Raw genomic sequence first — 22,141 nt, forward strand, 5'->3', positions numbered from 1 at the left:
CTCAGCCCTTCAGGGCGTCGCGCACGGCCTGGAGACCGGCCTCGGCCTTCGACCCGTCGGGCGCGCCGCCCTGGGCGAAGTCGGGTTTGCCGCCCGCGCCCTGTCCGCCCATGGCGATGACCGCCGCGCGCGCCAGATCGGCGGCGTTGACGCGATCCGTCACGTCCGAGGTCGCGGCGACCGTGACCGCCGCCTTGCCGTCCGTCACGCCGATCAGGGCGACGACGCCGGTTCCGACCTGTTTGCGGAAGTCCTCGGCCACGCCGCGCAGGCCCTTGCCGTCCACCCCGTCCAGGACGCGGGCGATCAGCTTGACGCCGTTGATCTCTTCCGGAGCGGCGTTGGCGGAGCCGCCGCCGCCGAGGGCGAGCTGCTTCTTCAGTTCGGCGACCTGTTTCTCCAGCGTCTTGACCGAGGTCTGAAGGCCCTCGACCCGGCCGGCGACGTCGGCGGGCTGGATCTTGAAGTCGCGGGCCAGGCCGCGCGCGACCCTGGCCTGGCCTTCTAGATAGAGGCGGGCGGCCTCGCCGGTCAGGCCCTCGATGCGGCGGACGCCGGCGGCGATGCCGGTCTCCTGCACCACCTTGAACAGGGCGATGTCGCCGGTGCGGGCGACGTGGGTGCCGCCGCACAGTTCGACCGAATAGGCCTTGTTGTCGGTGGTCAGCGACCTGCCGAGCGTGAGAACGCGGACCTCGTCGCCGTATTTCTCGCCGAACAGGGCGATGGCGCCGGCCTCGATGGCGGCTTCGGGCGCCATCAGCCGGGTCTCGGCCGGGACATTCTGGCGGATCACCGCGTTGACCTCGGCCTCGATGGCCTCGATCTCGGCCTCGGTGACCGGGGCGTTGTGGCTGAAGTCGAAGCGGGCGCGTTCAGCGTCGACCATCTGGCCCTTCTGGGCGACGTGGGCGCCGAGGACGTTCTTCAGCGCAGTATGCAGCAGGTGGGCGGCCGAATGGTTGGCCCGCGTTGTCAGGCGCTTTTGCGCGTCCACGGACTGGGCGACGCGGGCGCCGATCTCCAGCTTGCCGGAGGTGATCTCGGCCGACAGCACATGCAGGTCGCCGGCGTGTTTCTTGACGTCGATGACCTCGGCCTTGCCGCCGGGCCATTCCAGGGTTCCATGATCGCCCGCCTGGCCGCCGCTTTCGGCATAGAAGGGCGTGGTGTCGAACAGGACCTCGACGATCGCGCCGGTCTCCGCGACGTCGGCGGGCTGGCCGTCTTTCATGATGGCCAGGACCTCGCCCGAGCCGTCGATGTTCTCGTAGCCGGTGAAGACGGTCTGTCCCAGGCGGTCGCGGATCTTCAGCCATTCACCGGCGTTGGCCGTCTGGCCCGATCCCTTCCAGTGTTCGCGCGAGCGCGCGCGCTGCTCGGCCATGGCGGCCTCGAAGCCGGCGACATTGACGCTGAACCCGCGGCGGCGGGCCTCGTCCTGCGTCAGGTCCAGCGGGAAGCCGTAGGTGTCCGACAGGGTGAAGGCCGTCTGGCCGTCCAGCATGTCGCCCGGGCGGAAGCCCTGAACCGCCGTGTCGAACAGGGTCATGCCCTTGGACAGGGTGGTGCGGAAGCGGATCTCCTCCTGCTTCAGCGTGTCCTCGACGAAGGTTTGGGCGCGCTTCAGCTCGGGATAGGCCTCGCCCATCTCCGAGACCAGGGTCGGCACCAGCCGGTGCATCAGGGGCTCGGTCGCGCCCAGCAGGTGGGCGTGGCGCATGGCGCGGCGCATGATGCGGCGCAGGACGTAGCCGCGGCCCTCGTTCGACGGGGTGACGCCGTCGGCGATCAGGAAGGACGACGAGCGCAGATGGTCGGCGATGACGCGGTGCGACGGCGCGCGCTCCTCGTCCGATTTCGTGTTGGTGGCGTCTTCGGAGGCGGCGATCAGGGTCTGGAAAAGGTCGGTGTCGAACACCGAGTTCTTGCCCTGGAGCACCGAGGCGATCCGCTCCAGTCCCATCCCGGTGTCGACCGAGGGCTTCGGAAGGTCGCGGACGATGACGTCGTTCTCCTTCTCGAACTGCATGAAGACGTTGTTCCAGATCTCGACGAACCGGTCGCCGTCCTCATCCGGCGAACCGGGAGGGCCGCCGGGGACGTGGTCGCCATAGTCCCAGAAGATCTCGGTGCAGGGACCGCAGGGGCCGTTGTCGCCCATGGCCCAGAAATTGTCCGAACCGGCGATGCGGATGACCTTGTCGTCGGAAAAGCCGGTGACCTTTTTCCAGATCGCCGCCGCCTCGTCGTCGTCGATATAGACGGTGACCAGCAGGCGCTTGGGATCCAGGCCGAAATCCCTGGTGACCAGGGACCAGGCCTGTTCGATGGCGTGTTCCTTGAAATAGTCGCCGAAGGAGAAGTTCCCCAGCATCTCGAAGAAGGTCAGGTGGCGGGCGGTGTAGCCGACGTTGTCCAGGTCGTTGTGCTTGCCGCCGGCGCGCACGCATTTCTGGGAGCTGGTGGCGCGCGGCGCGGGCGGGCGGGCCGCGCCGGTGAAATAGTCCTTGAACGGGACCATGCCCGCATTGACGAACAGCAGGGTCGGATCGTTCTGGGGAACCAGCGGCGCGGAGTGGATCTTCTCGTGTCCGTCGGCGGCGAAGAAGTCGAGGAAGGTGGAGCGGATCTGCTTCAGGCTGGTCATGACTTTGGTGCTGTCGGGCGCGAACGAACGGAGAGGGCCTCATATAGGGGTTTTCCCCCGGACGCATCCTTTCGCGCGAACATATGGCGGCGCCGCTCCGCCTCGGGCCACGACCGCGCAAGAAAAAGGCCGCCCGACGCGGGGTCGGGCGGCCGGCTCGGCCCGCGACGTCGGGGTCGGCGACGTCGCGGGGAGCATCTCGGGGAGGCTGGGTGAGCGGGAGGATTTGAAGAGCCCCTCCACCACTTCGTGGTCCCCCTCCCCACGCGGGGCGTGGGGAGGAAAGGGCCAGGTTTCAGCCCTCCAGATCCTGGCCCTCGTCAGGCTCGGGGGTGCCCAGCATGTCCTCGGCGATCTTGTTGGTGGACTGGCGCACGGCCTTTTCGATCTGGGCCGCGATGTCGGGATTGTCGCGCAGGAAGACGCGGACGTTCTCACGACCCTGGCCGATGCGGATCGAGTCATAGCTGAACCAGCTGCCGGACTTCTCGATGATGCCGGCCTTGACGCCCAGGTCGATGATCTCGCCGATCTTGGAGATGCCCTCGCCGTACATGATGTCGAACAGCACCTCGCGGAACGGCGGGGCGACCTTGTTCTTGACCACCTTGACGCGGGTCGAGTTGCCGATGACCTCGTCGCGGTCCTTGATCGCGCCGGTGCGACGGATGTCGAGACGGACCGAGGCGTAGAACTTCAGCGCATTGCCGCCGGTGGTCGTCTCGGGCGAGCCGTACATCACCCCGATCTTGTGACGGATCTGGTTGATGAACAGGACGATGCACTTGGACTTGTTGATCGAGGCGGTCAGCTTGCGCAGGGCCTGGGACATCAGGCGCGCCTGAAGGCCCGGCAGGCTGTCGCCCATTTCGCCCTCGATCTCGGCGCGCGGCGTCAGGGCGGCGACCGAGTCGACCACCACGATGTCCACGGCGCCCGAGCGCACCAGGGTGTCGACGATCTCAAGCGCCTGTTCGCCGTGATCGGGCTGGCTGACCAGGAGGTCGTCCAGATTGACGCCCAGCTTGCCCGCGTAGATGGGGTCCAGCGCATGTTCGGCGTCGACGAAGGCGGCCACGCCGCCCTTTTTCTGGACCTCGGCCACCGTGTGCAGGGCCAGGGTGGTCTTGCCGGAGGATTCCGGGCCGAACACCTCGATCACCCGGCCGACCGGCAGGCCGCCGATGCCCAGGGCCATGTCCAGGCCGAGCGAGCCGGTCGAGACGCTCTCGATCTCGGCCACCACCCCGGCCTTGCCCAGCTTCATCACCGAGCCCTTGCCGAAGGCGCGATCGATCTGGGCGATCGCCGCCTCGAGCGCGCGTTGCTTGTCGCCGTCTTCCTTGCCCACCAGTTTCAATGCCGCCTGTGCCATTGCCTTCTTCTCCCTTGCCATGATTCCCGTCGACCCGCCGGAAAGGCTGGGAAAAGGCTCCCGCCGTCCGCGTGAACAGATGTAGAACACGGTTTCGGGTCGTTGCCAATATGTTCTTTTCGGCGTCGCGAGGTCAGGCCGCCGCAATACGACCGATAATGACGCAGATCAGGTCGGGCTGGCGGCCGTCTCGGGTTCGGTCACGACGGCGGCGATGCTGAAGCCCGCGCCGAGGATCAGCAGGACGGCCGCCGCCGCGACGAGGCTGCGCTGGCCGGGGAGCATCCGCCCGAGCGGATAGACCAGGGCCAAGCAGAGCAGGGCCAGCGGCGCCAGCACGCCCGGCATGTCCATGCCGATCCCCAGAAACACCGGGTGGGCCAGGCTGACCAGCCAGGCGCCGCCGATGACCGTCGCGACGGCGGGCGGAATCAGGGCCGCCGGCCGGACCATCCTGGCGCTGATCAGCATGGAGACGGCCAGGGCCAGGCCGCCGAGCAGGGCGGGCCACAGCAGCAGGAAGGCCGCCTCGGGCGAAATGGCCTGGGCGACGCCGCCCAGCAGGGTGACGAGCAGAACCGTCCCGATCCATCCGCCCCGCGACGACCGGGCCCCGCGCAGGCCCCAGCCGAGCCCGAGCGCGAGCAGGGCCGCCCCGATCAGGACCGGGTCGATCCCGCCCAGCACCAGGGCTGCGACGGCCGAGAGGGCGACCAGGGCCGTCACGCCGATGCGGGCGAAGGCGGGGCGGCCGGCCAGGACGAACAGGGCCACGGCGAGGATCACGCTGGCGGCGCCCGCCTCGATCCAGGGCAGACGGCGCAGCAGGGTGTAGTAGGTCTCTGCGCTCTCGGCCCGGCTGGACAGGGGCCCGGCCAGCAGCCGCGCCGCCTTGGTCAGGACCAGTCCGGCCGCCACGAGCCACAGACCGTCGGCCGCGCCGCGCCCGACCTCGGCGAACTTCAGCCCGGTGGCGCGGCGGGCGCCCCACAGGCCGAAGCCGGTCAGGCCGAGGGCCGCCAGGAAGATCAGCCAGCCCATGGCCGGCGCATGGCCGATGACGACACGACCGAGCACGTCGGCATAGACGCGGCGCTCCGCGGCCTGGGGCAGGGCCGGGGCGCGAACCAGGGCGTCGACCGTCTCCAGGGCCTGGCCGCCCAGATGCTGAAGCGCGCCCTGGTCGAGGTTGTCGGGGGTCGAGTCGGCGGAATGATACTGATCCGGTCGGCCGATGAAGGCGAAGTTCATTCCGGCCAGACCGCGCTGCCGCGCCAGGGTGAAGTCGGTGCCGTTGGGCATGTTCTCATAGACGACGACGGCCAGGGAGTTGCTGGTCACGCCGCCCGGCGCCTTGACCGCCGAGCGGGCGAACAGGTCGATCGTCTGGCGATTGCCCGGACCGGTCTCGAACATCATGGCCCGGCCGCCGCCGCCGCGCGCCTCCAGGTTCACGACCGCGCCCAGGCGCTCGCGCCAGCGATGCTCGCTGAAGAAGGCGCGGGCGCCGTCGAGGTCCAGCTCCTCGCCGTCGGTCAGCAGCACCACCAGGGGACGCCGGATCGGGCCGCGCGCCTTGATGGCCCGCACCGTCTCGAGAGCCGCCGCCACGCCGGCGCTGTCATCCGCCGCGCCGGGCGAATGGACCGTGGTGTCGTAGTGGGCCATCAAAAGGACGGCCGGCCCGGGCTCGACCCCGGGCAGGACGCCGATGATGTTGACCGGGCGCGCCGAGGGATCCAGGCCCCAGCGCGTCATCCGCCGTTCGGCGCGCGGCGACAGCAGGCCGATCTGCAACTCCGGGCTCAAGCCGAGTTCCGTCATGCGCGCCGTCAGATGGGCGCGAACCCGGGCGTTGTCCGCGCTGCCGACCGGGTGCGGCCTCTGGGCGATCTCGCGCACGTCGATCATGGCGCGCGCGGCCGAGAAGTGGTTGGCCGGCGTCTCCCGACCCAGAGGCCGGGGTGACTGAAGCGCCAGCACGCCGAGCGCCAGGGCGAGCAGAAGGGCGCCGAGGAAGAGGCCGAGGACCAGGGGCGTGGCGGGGCCGCGCGCCGGTGGAGCGGCCTCGGCCGGGATCGTGGTGTGTTCAGCGTCGCCGGTCATGATCACCCCCGAAGTCCCAACCGTTGGGGGGAGACTAGGAGGGGGAGGCGGCCTCTGTCACCCCGTCGCCGCGTCAGGCCGCGCGGGACAGGAAGGCGGGCGACTTGACGTACAGGCCGCGCCGGCCGTTCACGGGGCGGAAGGCGACGCTCTCGCTGTCCAGCCGCTCGTCGAAGCCGACGAACAGACAGCCGTCATCGACCAGACGCCGCTCCAGCATCTCCAGCGTCAGGGCGCGTCTGGCCGGCTCCATGTCCTTCAGCACATGGCGGCAGAAGATCACGTCGTGCCGGGGGCCGTCGGCGGTCTCGTCCAGCAGATTGGCGCGCGAGAAGCGGACGATTTCCTGCAACTGGGGACGGGCGACCCATTGATCGTCGCGCGGTTCGAACCAGCGCAACATGGCGGCGGCGGACAGGCCGCGCTGGATTTCGAAGCCGGTGTAGGCTCCGGCCCTGGCCCGCTCGATCGCGGCCAGGGACAGGTCGGTGGCCGTGACGGCGACCTCGCCCGCCAGACCCTGGGCGCGGGCGTCGAGCGCGGCCATGGCCAGGGAATAGGCCTCCTGGCCGAACGAACAGCCGGCCGACCAGACGCTGACGCGCCCGCCCGGTCGCGCGCGCGCCAGGGCCGGCAGAAGCTCTCGGCCGAAGGAATCGAAAGGGGCGCGGTCACGCCGGAACCAGGTCTCGGTGTTCAGCAGGGCCTCGATCACCGCCCAGCCGAGCGATGCGACCGGCCGCGACCACAAGCTGTCCAGCAGGGCCTGGACCGACTCATAGCCCTCGCGACGCGCGACCGGTCCGAGACGATGTTCGGCCAGCTGGATACGGTCCCGCGCCAGGCGGACGCCGGCGCGGGTGGCCATCAGGACCTGCAGTCGTTCGAAATCTTCCGGGGTCATGGCGTCAAGGCCGATCAGACGGCGCCCACCTCCGCGAACTTCGAGTGCAGGATCTCGCCGTCGAACGGCTTCATCACATAGTCGTCGGCGCCGGCCGCCAGCGCCTCGGCGATCCGGTCCGGCGCCGCCTCGACCGAGCAGAACAGCACCTTGGGCCGATCTCCGCCGGGCAGGGCGCGCAGGCGTCGCAAGAAGGTCAAGCCGTCCATCACCGGCATGTTCCAGTCCAGCAGCACGACATCAGGCAGGGCGGACGCGCACCAGGCCAGGGCCTCGGACCCGTCGGCGGCCTCGTCCACCTCGAAACCCAGGCCTTCGACGATGCGGCGCGCGACCTTTCGGATGATCCGGCTGTCGTCGACGATCAAACAGGTCCTGGCGTCCAAGGCGGGGCTCCGGCGCGCGAATCGGCGGCGCTCACGGCCGCCATGATCGCAGGCGGCGGGTTAACGAGCCGTTGGCGTCAAGGGGTTGAACGCGGTCAGCCGGGCAGGACGGCGGTCAGAACCACGCGGCCTTCCTCGGCGGCCACGTCCAGCCGACCCCCGGCGTCGCGGGCGTTCAGCCACAGCCAGTAGGGCTGGATCCACTGGCCCACCAGACCGTCCTCCAGCCGCTCGCCCTTCAGCCCGACCGCCGCCTCGGGCTTGAGGCGGGCGCGCGCGCCCTCGGCCACGCCCTTCAGCGTCAAGCCCTCGCTCGACCGTTCGGCGGTGATGACGGCGTGTCCGCCCGACGGCAGGGCTCCCATGGTCAGATAGGCGAGGTTCAGCAGGGTGCGGGCCGCGGGCTTGTCGAAGGCGGGCTCCGTCACCGCCCAGTCCATCGTCGCCCGGCCGCCCTTGACCATGTCCTCGACCAGGCCGCGCAGGGCGTCGCCGGAAAAGCTCTCGCTGCTGGTCGCGGCGCCGAAGGCCACGCGGGCGAACTGGACGATGGCGACCAGTTTGTTGGCGCTCTGGCCGATCAGGTTCAGGGCGTCGTCGCGCATGTCCTGGGCCGTCGGATCGTTGATCAGGTCCAGGCCCTGGAGGATCGCCCCCGCCGGAGTGATGAAATCGTGGCACAGTTTCCCGGCCACGAAGGTGGCCAGCTCGGTCGGGGCGAAGGGCAGGTCGGCGGGTTCGGTCATGGTCGTCCGGACACTTAACGGCGGCAAACTCTCACTGCCTTGATTTGGCGGTTCGCGAAACCGCCGATGTCGGCTATCGGGGCGCGATGAAGACCGACTCCCTCGCCCGGGACCTGAAATCCGGCAAGCTCCACGACATTCTGGCCGAGACCGCCGAGGCGGCGGCCGAACTGATCCTGCCCTACTGGCGGGCCGACGTCGAAGTGCTGTCCAAGGCCGACGACAGCCCCGTCACCCTGGCGGATCAGCGGGCCGAGGCCCTGATCCTGGAGCGGCTGGCCGCGATCTGGTCCAGTGTTCCGGCGGTCGCGGAAGAACAGGTCGCCGCCCAGGGCGCGCCCGAGACCGCGGCGACCCGCTACTGGCTGATCGATCCGCTGGACGGCACGCGCGGCTTCGTCCAGGGCAAGGAGGCCTTCACCGTCAACATCGCCCTGATCGAGAAAGGGCGGCCGGTCGCCGGCGTGGTCACGGCGCCGGCCCTGTCCACCACCTGGCGGGTCTCCACCCAGGGGGCGGAGCGGCGCGCGTTCGGCGAGGCCTGGCGCCCCATCCGCGTGCGCGAACGCCCGGCCGACGGCGTGGCCCTGCTCAGCCATTCGGTCAGCGACGAGGACGCCGAACGGCTGATGCGCCAGAACGGCTGCGCCGTCTGGCAGGGCATGGATTCCTCGCTGAAGTTCTGCCTGATCGCCGAGGGGCGGTTTGACGTCTATCCGCGCGTCGGCCCGACCAGCGAGTGGGACACGGCCGCGGGGCAGGCGGTTCTGGAGGCGGCCGGCGGGCGGGTTCTGGGCGGCGACGGCCAGCCGCTGGCCTATGGCAAGTCGGGCTTCCTGAACGGTCCCTTCACCGCCCTCGGCGGATAGCCGGCGCCGGTTCAGGCCCTGACGGACCGGACCGGCATCAGGCTTTCTGCGGTCTCGGCCAGGGCGGGAACGCCGCGTTCGCGCGCGATCTCGGCCGCCTCGAACAGGGAGAAGGCGGAGTCGGTCGATACCATTGCGCCCGTCAGACGGCCGATGGCCGCCTCGATCCGCGCCAGTCCGATCTGATCCACCGCCCAGTCCAGGTCGCCCCGGTCCAGACTGGCGCTGTCCGCCTCGTGGCGGGCCTCGCCGCCCGGCCTCGCCGTCAGACGACGAACGACCAGTCGCCGACGCACCTCGGCCGCCATGCGGCCCAGACGGTCTGCGTCAGCGGCGGTTTCGGCGGCGGCCGCCTCGACCTCCAGCCGTCGGTCGCGCGCCAGGGCGCCCAGCGTCAGATCCTTGCCGGCCGAGACGGCCTCGGCCTGGAGCAGGGCCGCCAGGGATACGGCGCCTGGCGTGGCGGCGCGGGCCAGCTGGATCGCGGTCCAGTCGATGGGGCTGTGGTCGGGGGTGAACTGGTCGGCGGCGGCGTCGAACAGGATGCGCGCCTGGGCGTGGGCGGCCTCGTCGCCGGCCAGGGCGGCCAGGGCCGACAGCCCGGCGGCGCACAGGCAAAGGGCGCGGGCGCGGCTCAGGGGGCGGCGGTCGGGATCGGCGGCCGACACCAGTCGCCGCAGTTCGCGGCCCGCCTGATCCAGCAGGCTCGGATCGCGGCGCATCACCCCCGCCTCCAGCGCCAGGGCGGCGCGCTCCAGCCGGAGATGGTCGAGTTCGGGGTCGCCCGCGGCCTCGGCCGCCGCGACCGCCTCGTCCAGGGCCAGGGCGGCGCGGCGCAGGGCGTCGGGCTTGCCGTCCAGCCGCGCCTGTCGCGACCGCAGCCGGGCGTCAAGGGCGGCGACGGCGGCGAGGGTGGCGGCGGACAGGCCGGTGTTCCGGCGCGTTTGAACGTCAGGCGCGGCGCGGACGGCGGCTTCCAGCTCGGCCACCCCGCCCACCAGGTCGAACCTCAGGATCTCGACCAGGCCCGCCTCGACGGCGGCGCGAGCGGTCTGGTCCGGCGTCCGCGCGGCGCGGGCCGCGCTCCGGGCGGCCTCCCGCGCCCGGCCCAGGCTGTCGTCGGCGCCGGTGCGGCGGGCGTGCTCGCGCCACAGGGCCGACCCGCGCAGCCAGGCCTCGAACGGTCGCGCGGCCGAGACGCGCCCGGCGTCCGTGCATTGGCCCCGCGCCTCTCGCGCCAGAAGTTCGGGCATGACCAGTTCGGTCCAGGACAGGTCGTCCGTCTCGCCCCTGGCCTCCGGCGCGAAAATCCTGCGTAGCCCCTTGCCGAACTCGAACATGCGCCTGGCCAGCCTTTCCCGCGTCCCGGTTCGGGACCGGTTCGCCGGCCCCGTCCCATGCTCCGCAAACGCGGCGCCGCCTTCGCGGTTCTCCACAGGAATCGCGGCGATCAGGGGCGCCAGCCGCCAGTCTCTGGGATGGGGGTCAGCCAAGGTCGGGCGTCCGGCGGCGACAGGCCGCCAGGGTCTCACGCGCCGCGTCGTCGCCGGCGGTCAGTTGCCGCACCGCGAGCTGACGCGCGGCGGACTGATCGCGATCCGCCTCGCCGGCCGGCTTGCCGGCGGCAACGGCGGCCTGGCCCGCCGTCAGCGACCAGTACAGGGCCGCGTCCGACAGGGCCTTGCCCTCGGCGCTCTCGCCGCCCTCCAGTTCCGACGCCGCCTGGGTCAGGCCGGCGCAGCGCACCGTCCCCTCATAGGACATCAGCCGCGCCGGCGTGACGGCGGGCGCGTTCTGGAGAAGGGCGAAAAAGATCAGGGCGTAGGACATGAAAGCTCCGATCCCCACCACATCACGTCCGCGCGTCCGAAGGAAGGCGGATCGGCCGGCGATCGGCGCAAGATCGCATCGGCGTCGCTCCGTGAACGATCCAACCGACGCGCCGCTGTCGTTCAGTTTTCGCGAGACCGCCGCCGTATCATCAGCGGGTCGTCGCGGACGCAGCCTACCGCCGCCCCGTCATCTTGAGGGGGATACTCATGACCAACCGCAATCCGCGCGGCCTGCGCGCCGCCCTGCTCTTCGCCGCCACGGCCCTGACTCCACTGGTCGTACCGACCCTGGTCCTGGCCCAGGACGCTTCACAGGCCGACGAGGTCGAGGAGATCGTCGTCACCGGCCAGCGGGAGGCCCAGCGCGCCGCCATCGCCGTCAAGCGCGCCGAGTTCGAGGTGATGGACGTCGTCTCGGCCGACGATATCGGCAAACTGCCCGACCACAACACCGCCGGCGCCCTGCGCCGCATTCCCGGCGTCTCGATCATGGAGGACCAGGGCGAGCCGCGCTGGCCCATCCTGCGTGGCCTGGGCTCGACGTACAACCGAACCACCATCGACGGTGCGATCGTCGGTTCGGTGGACGACAGCGCCCGCACGGTGCCCATGGATATCGTGCCTTCGGTCATGGCCGGCCGTCTGGAGGTCATCAAGACGGTGACGCCCGAGAACGACGGCAACGCCATCGGCGGCGTCATCAACGTCACCACCCGCAGCGCCTTCGATCGCTCCGACGCCTTCCTGGACGCTATCGCGTCCTACGGCATGTACGAGCGCAGCGGCGACGTGCGTAATGACGAGCCGTCCTATCGCGCCGCCTTCGCCGCCGGTCGTCGCTTCGGCGCGAACGAGGAATGGGGCGTGGTCGTCGGCGCCTCGCACGAACAGCTCGACTATGACATCGCCCAGGTCGAGGCGGCCGCTCCCTCGGTGCGCGAGTACACTTCGGCCGGTGCGCCGGTGAATTCGGGCGCCCCTACCGGCAACGACATCCAGGTGCCGACCCAGGTTCGGCTGTTCTGGTACAACAACACCAAGCAGCGCTCCGGCGTGAACGGCAAGCTGGAGTGGCGACCCACCGACGCCTTCCGCTGGGAGGTCACCGGCCTCTGGGCCCGAATGGAGGACGACGAGGAGCGGATCGAATACCGCATCGAGCCCATCGGCAATGTCTCGAACCAGACCGCCACGACCGGAACCTTCGCTCAGGGTCGCAACACCATCCACGTCAACCAGCCGATCACCCAGCGCGAGATCGCGATGGCGCGAACCGGTTTCGCCTGGGACGTGAACGATCGCTGGGCTCTGGACGGCGACCTGGTCCATTCGCGGGCCGAACTGGAGACGCCGAACACCTCGATCGAGTTCCGGGGGCAGGGAGCCAGCTTCGGCTTCAACTATGACACGTCCGACTTCTTCCCGATCTTCACCCAGGCCAACCAGGCCTTCGTGCGCGACCCGGCCAACTACAACCTGGTGCAGCAGCGCGAGGATCTGCTGAACACGGAAGAAGGGACAACCCAGGCCCGCTTGAACCTCGCCTTCGACGACGGCGGCGCCGAACGGAACCTCAAGCTCAAGTTCGGCGGCCTGTATCGCGCGACCGAGCGCGACTACGCCGCCACCCGCACCACCTACACGGCCAGATCCGGCTTCATCTACACCCTCGCTCCGGTCGTGGGCGAAGCGCCGACCGAGCTGATTCAGGGCCGCTACCTGCTCAGCCCGCGCATCGATGTGAAGAAGGCGGCCGACTTCTTCGAGACCAACCGCGCGAACTTCAACGCCGTCGTCTCGAACACCAACGGCGACTATGAGGTGACCGAGGACGTCGGCGCCGGCTACGCCCAGGGGAGCTACCGTCTCGGCGACTGGACCCTTCTGGCCGGAGTTCGCTACGAACGCACCGACGTCGAGTCCTCGGCCCTGCGGAACGGGACCACGCCGGTGTCGAACTCGGGCGGCTACGACAGCTGGATGCCCAGCGTCCACGTCCGGTGGGATGTGCGCGAGGACATCGTGATGCGCGCGGCATGGAGCAACACCATCGGCCGCCCCGATTTCGGCTCCCTGTCCGCGACGGAGAGCGTCAGCTTCGCCGACGCCGTGCCGACGGTGTCGCGGGGCAATCCGGGCCTCAAGCCGCGCGAGAGCGAGGGCTTCGACCTGTCGTTCGAATACTATCCGGACGGCGGTCTGGTCTCGGTGGCGGTGTTCCGCAAGTCGATCGAGAACGAGATCTTCACCCTGACCTCCAACCAGCGTCTGGATGTCGGCCGGGGCGTGGAGGACGTGCTGGTCTCGACGCCCCGGAACGCCGAGTCCGCCACGATCAACGGTCTCGAAGTCGCGGTCCAGAAGGAGCTGAACTTCCTGCCGGCGCCGTTCGACGGACTAGGCGTCAGCGCCAACGCCACCCTGTTGCAGACGGAGTTCACCTTCCTGACGGCGGCCGGGCGGCGCGAAGCCAGCCTGTTCCAGCAGCCGGACCACACCCTGAACGCCGCGATCTGGTACCAGAAGGGGCCGCTGGAGGCGCGGGTGTCCTACAACTACATCGGCGGCTTCCTGGAGACGATCAACGACTCCATCCCCAACGCCGACCAGTACTGGAAGGGGCGCCATCTGTACGACGCCTCGATCAGCTGGCGACTGGGCAACGGCGTCACGATCTTCGCCGAAGGCCAGAATCTGAACGACGCGGGCCGCCGCGAGGTGACGGGCCCGGGCCGCACCTATCTGCAGGAGTCGGCCGAATACGGCCGGACCTTCTGGCTGGGCGTCAGCGCCAGCTTCTGACAACGTCACCGTGTGGGCCGCGCTTTCGGGCGCGGCCCCTTTTGTTTTCGAGAGATACATCATGGTCGTCTCGCTCATCGCCGCCGCGGCGCTTCAGACGGCGGTCCAGACGCCGGCGGACATTCACGCCGCCCCGCCATCGGTTGAACTGGCCGGACAGGCGGAGACGACGCGCCGCTATGCCTCGGACGCGCGGCAGGGCGTGGCCGTGGGGCCGAACGACGTCTATGCGGTCTCCAACTGGACCATAGCCCGGCTGGACAAGCGGACGGGCGAAGAGAAGGCGCGCTGGACCGGCGACCGGGCGCGTTTTCCGCACATCAACTCCTGCACCCTGATCTCGAGCGAACTGGCCAGCGAACTGGTGTGCGCCAGCTCCAACTTTCCCGGCGTGCCGCACGTCTCGACGGTGGAGGTGTTCGATCCCGTCGATCTCCACCACAAGCGCAGCGTGGCCCTGGGCCTGGGAACCGGATCGATCACCTGGGTCGAGCGGCATGACGGCTTCTGGTGGGCCATGTTCGCCAACTACGACGGGCCGCGCGGCGAGTCGCCCCGCGACCACCGCCACACCACCCTGGTGAAGTTCGACGACCAGTGGCGCCGGCTTGAGGCCTGGGCCCTGCCGCCGTCGATCCTGGAGCGGATCAGGCCGATGAGCATTTCCGGCGGCGGTTGGGGGCCGGACGGGCGGCTCTATCTGACCGGGCACGACCTGCCGGAGCTCTATGTCGTCGCCATCCCGATGGGCGGCGGGGTGCTGGACCACGTCGCCACCTACGGCATCGAGGCCGAGGGGCAGGCGATCGACTGGGACGAGAGCGAGCCTGGCATGCTGTACGGCATCACCCGCCGGACCCGGGAAATTTTGGCGATGAAGATGCCGATGGCCGGACGCTGATATCGAACTCGAGCCCGTCCGGGTTACAGTCGTTCACAGTCTGGCGTCAGCTTCGCCATATTGATGCGCCGTCCGGTCTGACATGGGGCCGCCCTTTCTCTCAGAACGGGACCTCCCCCATGAAAATCCAAATCCAGGCCGCCGGCCTTCTGGCCGCCATCGCCATCGCTTCGGCTGTCGCCGCTCCCGCCTTCGCCCAGGACGCCGTCTGGACCGGCGAAGGCTCCTTCGGCGCCGGCGTCACCACCGGCAACACCGAGACCAGCGATCTGGGCCTGGGCCTCAAGCTGGGCCGTCAGGCGGGCGACTGGAAGCTGTCGCTCCAGGCCCTGGCCGACTACGGCAAGACGGACGGCGTCGAGACCAAGAACCGCGTGTTCGGCGCCGTTCAGGCCGACCGTGATTTCAGCGAGCGTCTGTATGGCCTGGGCCGCGTCTCCTATGAGCGCGACGAGTTCTCGGGCTTTGAAAGCCGCGCCTTCGCCGGCGTCGGTCTCGGCTATCGCGTCATCGTCAGCGAGCCGACCCAATGGGCCGTCGAGATCGCGCCGGGCGTTCGCTATGAACAGACCCGCGACACCCTGCTGGTTCCTGGCGATTCCGAAACCGGCTTCTCGGTCATCGGCGCGTCGAAGCTCGCCCATGCCTTCAACGACAACGTCAAGCTGACCAACGACACCACCGTGACCTGGGCGGATGCCTCGACCCAGATCGTCAACACCCTGGCCGTCACCGCCGCCCTGACCGGCGCCCTGTCGGCCCGCGCCTCCTATGACGTGCGCCACGACACCGACGCCCCGGCCGGCTTCGAAAAGACCGACACCGTGACCCGCGTGTCGCTGGTGTATGCGTTCGGGAAGTAAGACCGCGTTATCGGGAGCGTTCGAGACATCGGACGCTCCCGAGCGGCTTGGCGGTCGTTTCGGGGGGGGGCAGATGGACATGGACATGACTGTCCTGCCCGGGCGAGTGTCAGGGATCAGGAGGAAGCTCCATGCGCTTGATCTCGCTTGCCGCCGCTCTCGGTCTCTGCCTGACACCGGTTCCTGCCCGGGCCTGTAGTCTCAGCAACTGGAATGTCTATGAGGATTTCGCCCGGACCCCGGGGCGCGATCTTCTGGCCCGGGCCGCGACCATCGACTGGATATCCATCGAACCGCCCGCCCCGCCGAAATGCCCTGAATTTCCGGACGACTTCTCCCGGCCGGATGTGGACGACGACGAGACCGCCTGGGCGGGTATTCCGGAATTCTGTCAGGACCCTTTCGGTGAGGCTTTGAAGGTGGAACTCGTCGGCAAGGTGAGAGAGCGGCTGAAAGGCCAGTCGCCGGACAGGATCAATCTGCTGCGCTACACGCCGCCCTGGCGTGACCCGTCAGACCGCCGTAGCGATTGGGTTCCGGGGCGCTGGGAACGTTTCTCCGACCTTCGGATCCTGCCCTCCACCGTCCAGATCAGCGTGTCGTTGGACGAACGAAGCCGCGCAGAGGGACGCCATCGGGATCTTCAATTCTGGGACGATGGCCGGGTGGAATTCTCGATGGATCGGTCGAACTCCTGCGGAGGCGTTCCGACACTGGATCCGAAGATGAGCTACGTCGTCTTTCGGGATACGTTGGGCGGGGTGATGGCCTTGGAGCCCGTACTCCATGCAGACGACCTGTTCCTGGGCCGACTGCGGGCGGCGACGGCAGGCGCGACCGATCTGGCCGCCTCCCGACTGCCTGTTCAGGCGATGTTCGGATCGGCCATAGGGCTCGTTCAGGTCCGGGTCCTGTCGTGCACAGGCGGGGGGCGAAGCAATGAAAGCGAGCACGCCAGGCTCAGGGTCGTGCGAGGCGATGTGGGCGCACCCTATCGACCGTTTCCGTTCGAACGAGATTCCAGAACCGGCGAGTTCGATTTCGCTGATCTCTGGGACTTCTATCAGACCCGAAATCAGTCTTGTCCGGTCGGGGAAGACCTGCTGCTTCTGGTTGCGTCGTTCGATGGCGCGCCGCGGTGGGAGGGCGCGCAGGACTGGATAGATCGTCGCTTTCCAGAATGGACGGGCGCAGCGTTGGCGCGGCTCGCGGAGCTGGATGCCGCCGACACAATGACCCCGCTCGACTTCATCCTCGGTGGTCCCTCTCCATCAACGGGAAGCGTGCGCCCTGTCCGCATTCACGACGGGCGTATCCGGCTGTCGGATATTCCCACGGGCCTGACCCTGACCGGTCCTGAATGGATCACGGTCGATGAGGCGTTCGGTTGGTTTCAGGCGGGGAGGGACGTGGTCTCTACCCCCGTTCCTTCGTCTTCATGAACCGTACCTTCGGGAATCGCTCGCCGACGTAGCCGGTCTCCCACGAAGACTTGGCCAGGAAGACGGGGGCCTGGTCGATGTCGACGGCCATCTGGGGGCGGTATTTGGAGGCGAAGTCGTCCAGGTCGGCCTTGTCGCCGCCCAGCCAGCGGGCCTCGGCGTAGGGGCTGTGTTCGAAGACGACGTCCAGGCCGTATTCCTCGCCCAGGCGGTCGGCCATGACCTCGAATTGCAGCTGGCCGACGGCGCCGACGATGAAGTCGCTGCCGAGTTCCGGGCGGAACAGCTGGGTCACGCCTTCCTCGGCCAGGCCTTCGAGGGCCTTTTTCAGGTGCTTGGCCTTGAGCGGGTCCTTCACACGGACGCGCTGCAGGATTTCCGGGGCGAAGTTGGGCAGGCCGGCGAAACGGATCATGCCGCTTTCCGACAGGCTGTCCCCGACACGCAGCACGCCGTGGTTGGGAATGCCGATCACATCGCCCGCAAAGGCGTCCTCGGCCAGTTCGCGGTCACTGGCGAAGAACATGATGGGGGCGTTCACCGACAGCTGTTTGCCGGTGTTCTGGACCTTCAGCTTCATGCCGCGCTTGAAGCTGCCCGAGGCCATGCGGAACATGGCGATGCGGTCGCGGTGGTTCGGGTCCATATTGGCCTGGACCTTGAACACGAAGCCGGTGACCTCGTCCGATCCGGGCGCGACGGTCAGGTCGACGGGCTCCGGGGCGTTGCGGGTCTCGGGCGGGGCTTCCTTGCGCGCCTTCATGACCTTGGGCGGCGGGGCCCAGTCGCCGATGGCCTTGAGCAGTTCCTCGATGCCGAAATGACGCAGGGCCGAACCCCAAAGGATCGGCGTCATGTGACCTTCCAGGAAGGCCTGGCGATCGAAGGCCGGATAGCCGCCCTCGACCAGTTCGGCGCCGTCGCGCAGTTCCTGCAATTCGCCCGGCTCGAAATAGTGCGAGGCGGCGTCCAGATGCAGGGCGTCGGGATGACCCGCGTCCTCGACCGCGCCGGGGGCCTTGCGGGCGTAGGGCTGGAACCGCCCGGTCCCGACCTCGACCATGCCGCGCAGACGATTGCCGCTCTGGGCCGGCCACCAGATGGGGGCGGGGTCGAGCTGCAGCTGGGACGCGATCTGGTCCAGCAGCTCCATCGGGTCCAGGGCCTCGCGGTCCAGCTTGTTGATGAAGGTGATGATCGGAATGTCGCGCAGGCGGCAGACCTCGAACAGCTTCAGCGTCTGGGGCTCGATGCCCTTGGCGGCGTCCAGCACCATGATGGCGCAGTCGGCGGCCGTCAGGGTGCGATAGGTGTCTTCGGAGAAGTCCTCGTGGCCCGGCGTGTCGAGCAGGTTGAACATCTTGCCGTCGTGCTCGAACGTCATGACCGAGGCGGTGACCGAGATGCCGCGCTCCTTCTCGATCTTCATCCAGTCCGACCGGGCCCGCCGGTTCTCGCCGCGCGCCCGCACGGCGCCGGCCGCACGGATGGCCCCGCCCGCCAGCAGGATGTGCTCGGTCAGGGTGGTCTTGCCCGCATCCGGGTGGGCGATGATGGCGAAGGTCCTGCGACGCAGGGCCTCCTCGGCGACGGAGAGTTTCGACATGGGCGCGCGGTTAGCCCTGATCGGGTTCCTCCGCAACGTCGGAGCCCGTTTCCGGCTCGTTCGCCGCCTCCGAATCCGGCCTGAGCTGCTGGAGCCTCTGGCGCGCCGCCGCCGCGCCGGGGCCGCCGTGGGGGCTGTTGGCCAGCGGCAGCAGCAGGACGACGGCCTCCTCCGTGCGTCCGGCGCGGCTGAAGGCCTCGGCGGCCTCCCAGCGCACGGTCCCGACCTGGGGCGCCAACTGCACCGCCAGGGCCCAGGTCGCCAGATCGTTCTGGTCGGGATAGCCGGCGGCGGTGCGACGGCTGCGGCCGAGCGCCAGATAGGTGCGGTAGTCGTCGGGATCGGCGTTCATGGCCCGGCCCAGGAAGGCGCGCGCCTGGCGGTGCAGCCGATCCCGGCCCTCGACGTCGCCGGCCTGGGCCGCGGCACCGGCCGCATCCATCCGCAGGCGCGCCATCCAGCGCAGCGCTTCCTCGTCGGCGGCGTCGGCGCCCAGGACCTGGGTCAGGACGGCCTCGGCGGCGGCGGCCTCGCCCAGCTGATATTCGGCCTTGGCCAGGGTCATGCGCGCCAGCCGGTCGTCAGGCCACCGGGCGGCCAGCTCCCTGACCTGGGCCAGAAGCTGCGGCCGGTCCGGGCCGCGCTGGGCGTAGTTGAGCCGGATATAGAGCGGGAACAGGGCGTCGGCGGAGGCGGGCAGGGTCTCGATCCGCATCGCGACCGGCGGGGACGGCGGGGTCGGATAGACGGCGTAGGGCATCGTCCCGGCGCGATAGCGGCGCATGGCCGCGTCCAGCTCCTGCGGCGTCATGCCGAAGGCCGGCGGAACGGCGTCCAGGGACGAGGTTCCGTCACGCACCGCCGCCAGATAGGCGTTCAGCTGGCGCAGCCGGGTCGGGTCGCTGAGCAGATAGTGGGTCAGCAGCCAGGACTGGGCGTAGAAGGCGGCCATGGACTGTCGGTCCGCCGACAGCGCCCGACGCGTCAGCAACACCTCGATCGGCATCCAGGGCAGGCGGTTCATCGTCGCGATACGCGCATCGTCGCGATAGCCGACACGGGTCTCGTCGGGGTCGATCCGGGCGGTCTTGTAGTAGTCGGCCACGCCCTCGGTGAACCAGGCCGGCGTCGCGCCGGGGAAGTACTGGTGCGTCATGTGATGCACGTATTCGTGCAGCAGGGTGCCCTGGTCCGCCTGTCGCGGAAGGGTGGCGTAGATATCGTGCTCGGTCGCCGAGTAATAGCCGCCCGCGTTGCGCGGCACATTGGGCCAGAAGGCCTCCATGCCGCGGCGCCCGGACGTCAGGAACACGGTCAGCGGCCGCCGGGGCGGATCCATCGACACGCCGAACGGGGCGCGGATCAGCCGGTCGAACCGGTGAAGGCGCTCCGCCTGTTCGCGCAGGCTCGCCTCATCCCCTTCGGAATAGATGATGAAACGGTCGGTCACGGCCCGCCGCCATTCGGCCTGGGCCGGCGCCCCGGCCAGGCACACGGCCAGCACCGCCGAGAGGGCAAGGATCAGGCGGGACGGGGAGGCGAACATGGGAAACACTCGACGCGAAGCGATCAGAACACTGTGACGAAGCCATGTGACGTCCCGAATAACCCTAGTCAGGAAGGGCTATTGGGTTCATCGTCGAAAGTGACGAGACGCCCGACCATGCAGCCGGACGCCGTCGGGACAGGAAACGTGCGAAAGGAAGCGCCTCATGGCTCTGCTCGATCCCGCGGACGACCGCTCCGCCTCCCCTGAAACGGGTCGTTCCGAACAGCCGACCAAACACCCGATGATCTGCCTTGCCGGCGGCTTCGGCTTCATCGTCGTGGCCGCTCTGGCGGTGCATGTGATCTTCAACGCCCTTCTGTAGGGATACCCGCAGCCGGCGCTTCCCCTGGCCGGGTCACAGCGTCACCCGGCTCACCGGGCGCCGGACGCCGCCGCCGCGGGTTCGGTCGGCGTTTCCTCCTGATCCGACGGCGACTCGCCGAAGTCCTCGGTCGCCTGGCCGAGAGCCGTGTGGGCCTGATTGATCATTTCCCGGGCCCGCCGGGTGTAGGCGCTGCGGTGCGGGCTGTTCGACACGGGGGTCAGCGTCTGGATGGCCTCGCCGTAGAGATTGCGCGCGATATAGGCCTCGCCGAGCCGCAGCCTGACCTCGAACGACTGGGGCGCCAGGGCGTTGGCCACCTCCAGCGTCGAAATGTCGTTGTCCGTGGGATAGCGGGCCTGGCCGCGACGGGTGTCGTTCAGTCCGACATAGACCCGGAAATCCAGCGGGTCGGCGTCCATGGAACGGGCCAGGAAGCCGCTGGCCCGCCGACGCAGGTTGGCGGCGGCCTGGGGATCGGTCTCCGCCTTGGCCTGGTCGAGCAGGGCGTTCGCCGCCACGCGCAGCATGTCGCCGTCCGTCGAGCTGTCGTCGAGCCTCGGCAACAGGACCTCCAGCGCCAGATCCGGCCGGTGATTGATGCGGTGCGCGCGGGCGGCCAGCAGGGCGCCGATGCGATCGTCGCCGAGACGTTCGGCCATGGTCATCGACGACCGGATCAGCTCTTCCCGCTCTTCCGCCTGTTCCCTCTCATATTTGGCGATTTCCGAGGCGCGGACTTCCCGCTGCCCGTCATTGTCGAACTTCTCCTGCGTGATCGGCATGGTGTCCAGGCGGATGTCGAGCCAGATCGTGTCGGCTTCGGCGCGGCTGAGGCGCGTCACCGTGACGTCCGGAACGGGCAGTTCGATCTGGGGCGTCAGCAGGGTGATCCGGCCGGACATGTAGCGCCAGACGTCGTCCTGAAGTTGCGCCGGGGTCCGCCCGGTGGCCGCCTGCATGGCCTCGACCGAAGGCTGTCCCTGCTTCACGGCGTTCAGATAGCGCCCCAGCATCCGGGTGCGCTCCGGATCGCTCATGAAGTAGTGCGCCATGGCCCAGGACTGGGCGTAGTACAGGAAGATGGGCGCGCGACCGGTGCGCGAGATGCGCCAGGTCAGCACATCCTCCATCTTGGCCCAGCTGTTGAACCCGATGTTCAGCGCATTCATCCGGCCGGGATGATGCCGACCCAGCTCCAGATCGCCTTCCTGGACGTCTGCGGTGGCATAGTATTCCGCGAAGCCCTCGACGAACCATGAGGGGTAGGCGTTGGCCCCCATCTGGAACATGAAATGGTGGGCGTATTCGTGGAACATCACCACGTCGCCGGACATGGCGCCGCGGTTGACCACGGCGTAGATGCGCCCGCTGTTCGGCGAGTAATAGCCGGCCACGCTGCCGCTGATGCCCGGAGACACGCGATTCATGTCCCGCCCGCCGTCGGCGAGATAGATCTCCAGCTTGGGAATCTCGTTTTCGGTGGAGACCGGATAATAGGTCCGCAGCAGGGCGTCATACCGCTCGATGCGCTGGGCGTAACGGCGGATGCTGGCCTCGGACCAATCGCCGTAGACGATGAAGTGATCCGTCTCGGCGCGCAGCCATTCCGCATGGGCGGGGGCGGCGGTCGCGAGGGCGGCCACGAAAAGTCCCAGGGCCGCGAGGCCGGATTTGATGGTCTTGAACACTGTGATCCCCGTCGGCGTCCGTCGTCGTCCCGTGAACGGGCGCGGCTCAAATAAGGCCATACGGCGGCGCCCCGGGCAAGCGTCGCGGGCGGCTTTC

At 69.0% G+C, this 22,141-nt stretch carries 17 protein-coding genes; 6 read left to right on the forward strand and 11 right to left on the reverse strand.

Annotated features, from left to right (window positions below):
• Position 1 precedes the first annotated feature (1 nt).
• From alaS to chpT, 6 genes are all read right to left on the reverse strand, one after another.
• Positions 2-2,650: an alanine--tRNA ligase gene (alaS, locus tag ACO2Q1_RS00615; protein ID WP_423327604.1), complete on the reverse strand. Its 2,649-nt coding sequence runs from the start codon at positions 2,648-2,650 to the stop codon at positions 2-4.
• Positions 2,651-2,945: 295 nt separating this feature from the next.
• Positions 2,946-4,025, reverse strand: coding sequence for a recombinase RecA (gene recA, locus ACO2Q1_RS00620; protein WP_423327605.1), 1,080 nt, complete (start codon positions 4,023-4,025; stop codon positions 2,946-2,948).
• Between the two features lie 168 nt (positions 4,026-4,193).
• Complete coding sequence (locus ACO2Q1_RS00625; protein WP_423327606.1) at positions 4,194-6,131, reverse strand: M20/M25/M40 family metallo-hydrolase; 1,938 nt, start codon at positions 6,129-6,131, stop codon at positions 4,194-4,196.
• A gap of 73 nt (positions 6,132-6,204) precedes the next feature.
• A complete protein-coding gene (locus ACO2Q1_RS00630; protein WP_423327607.1) occupies positions 6,205-7,035 on the reverse strand; it encodes a CheR family methyltransferase in 831 nt (276 codons plus the stop codon).
• 14 nt (positions 7,036-7,049) lie between these two features.
• Positions 7,050-7,421 carry a response regulator gene (locus tag ACO2Q1_RS00635; protein WP_423327608.1) on the reverse strand — a complete coding sequence of 124 codons (372 nt, stop codon included), beginning with the start codon at positions 7,419-7,421 and terminating at the stop codon, positions 7,050-7,052.
• 95 nt (positions 7,422-7,516) lie between these two features.
• Positions 7,517-8,167, reverse strand: coding sequence for a histidine phosphotransferase ChpT (gene chpT, locus ACO2Q1_RS00640; RefSeq protein WP_423327609.1), 651 nt, complete (start codon positions 8,165-8,167; stop codon positions 7,517-7,519).
• Between the two features lie 86 nt (positions 8,168-8,253).
• On the opposite strand from chpT, the gene cysQ reads away from it, so the two are divergent.
• On the forward strand, positions 8,254-9,036 hold the full coding sequence (gene cysQ, locus ACO2Q1_RS00645; RefSeq protein WP_423327610.1) for a 3'(2'),5'-bisphosphate nucleotidase CysQ: 783 nt from the start codon (positions 8,254-8,256) through the stop codon (positions 9,034-9,036).
• A gap of 11 nt (positions 9,037-9,047) precedes the next feature.
• Here cysQ and ACO2Q1_RS00650 read toward each other — a convergent pair whose 3' ends face one another.
• Entirely contained in the window at positions 9,048-10,529 is a 1,482-nt protein-coding gene (locus tag ACO2Q1_RS00650) for a hypothetical protein (RefSeq protein ID WP_423327611.1), read from the reverse strand.
• Entirely contained in the window at positions 10,522-10,866 is a 345-nt protein-coding gene (locus ACO2Q1_RS00655; protein WP_423327612.1) for a hypothetical protein, read from the reverse strand. The genes ACO2Q1_RS00650 and ACO2Q1_RS00655 overlap by 8 nt, the downstream gene beginning before the upstream one ends.
• A gap of 209 nt (positions 10,867-11,075) precedes the next feature.
• Between ACO2Q1_RS00655 and ACO2Q1_RS00660 the strand changes: the two genes are divergently transcribed.
• The 4 genes from ACO2Q1_RS00660 (at position 11,076) to ACO2Q1_RS00675 (ending at position 16,876) form a co-directional block, all read left to right on the forward strand.
• Positions 11,076-13,670, forward strand: a complete 2,595-nt coding sequence (locus tag ACO2Q1_RS00660; protein ID WP_423327613.1) for a TonB-dependent receptor — start codon at positions 11,076-11,078, stop codon at positions 13,668-13,670.
• 61 nt (positions 13,671-13,731) lie between these two features.
• Positions 13,732-14,571: a hypothetical protein gene (locus ACO2Q1_RS00665; protein WP_423327614.1), complete on the forward strand. Its 840-nt coding sequence runs from the start codon at positions 13,732-13,734 to the stop codon at positions 14,569-14,571.
• A 119-nt stretch (positions 14,572-14,690) separates the two neighbouring features.
• Positions 14,691-15,434 carry a DUF481 domain-containing protein gene (locus tag ACO2Q1_RS00670; RefSeq protein ID WP_423327615.1) on the forward strand — a complete coding sequence of 248 codons (744 nt, stop codon included), beginning with the start codon at positions 14,691-14,693 and terminating at the stop codon, positions 15,432-15,434.
• Positions 15,435-15,565: 131 nt separating this feature from the next.
• Entirely contained in the window at positions 15,566-16,876 is a 1,311-nt protein-coding gene (locus ACO2Q1_RS00675; RefSeq protein ID WP_423327616.1) for a hypothetical protein, read from the forward strand.
• On the opposite strand, the gene ACO2Q1_RS00680 is transcribed toward ACO2Q1_RS00675, so the two are convergent.
• Together ACO2Q1_RS00680 and ACO2Q1_RS00685 are read right to left on the reverse strand one after the other, a co-directional pair.
• Positions 16,851-18,482 (reverse strand): peptide chain release factor 3, encoded by a 1,632-nt coding sequence (locus ACO2Q1_RS00680; protein ID WP_423327617.1) that lies wholly within the window; start codon positions 18,480-18,482, stop codon positions 16,851-16,853. The genes ACO2Q1_RS00675 and ACO2Q1_RS00680 overlap by 26 nt on opposite strands.
• A gap of 10 nt (positions 18,483-18,492) precedes the next feature.
• On the reverse strand, positions 18,493-20,028 hold the full coding sequence (locus ACO2Q1_RS00685) for a DUF1570 domain-containing protein (RefSeq protein ID WP_423327618.1): 1,536 nt from the start codon (positions 20,026-20,028) through the stop codon (positions 18,493-18,495).
• Positions 20,029-20,194: 166 nt separating this feature from the next.
• Here ACO2Q1_RS00685 and ACO2Q1_RS00690 point away from each other — a divergent pair, with 166 nt between their 5' ends.
• Complete coding sequence (locus ACO2Q1_RS00690; protein WP_423327619.1) at positions 20,195-20,353, forward strand: hypothetical protein; 159 nt, start codon at positions 20,195-20,197, stop codon at positions 20,351-20,353.
• A gap of 50 nt (positions 20,354-20,403) precedes the next feature.
• Here the strand turns inward: ACO2Q1_RS00690 and ACO2Q1_RS00695 are convergent, their stop codons facing one another.
• Entirely contained in the window at positions 20,404-22,044 is a 1,641-nt protein-coding gene (locus ACO2Q1_RS00695; protein ID WP_423327620.1) for a DUF1570 domain-containing protein, read from the reverse strand.
• Positions 22,045-22,141: the final 97 nt, after the last annotated feature.

Source organism: Brevundimonas sp. VNH65, from assembly GCF_049445955.1.
Lineage (GTDB): Bacteria > Pseudomonadota > Alphaproteobacteria > Caulobacterales > Caulobacteraceae > Brevundimonas.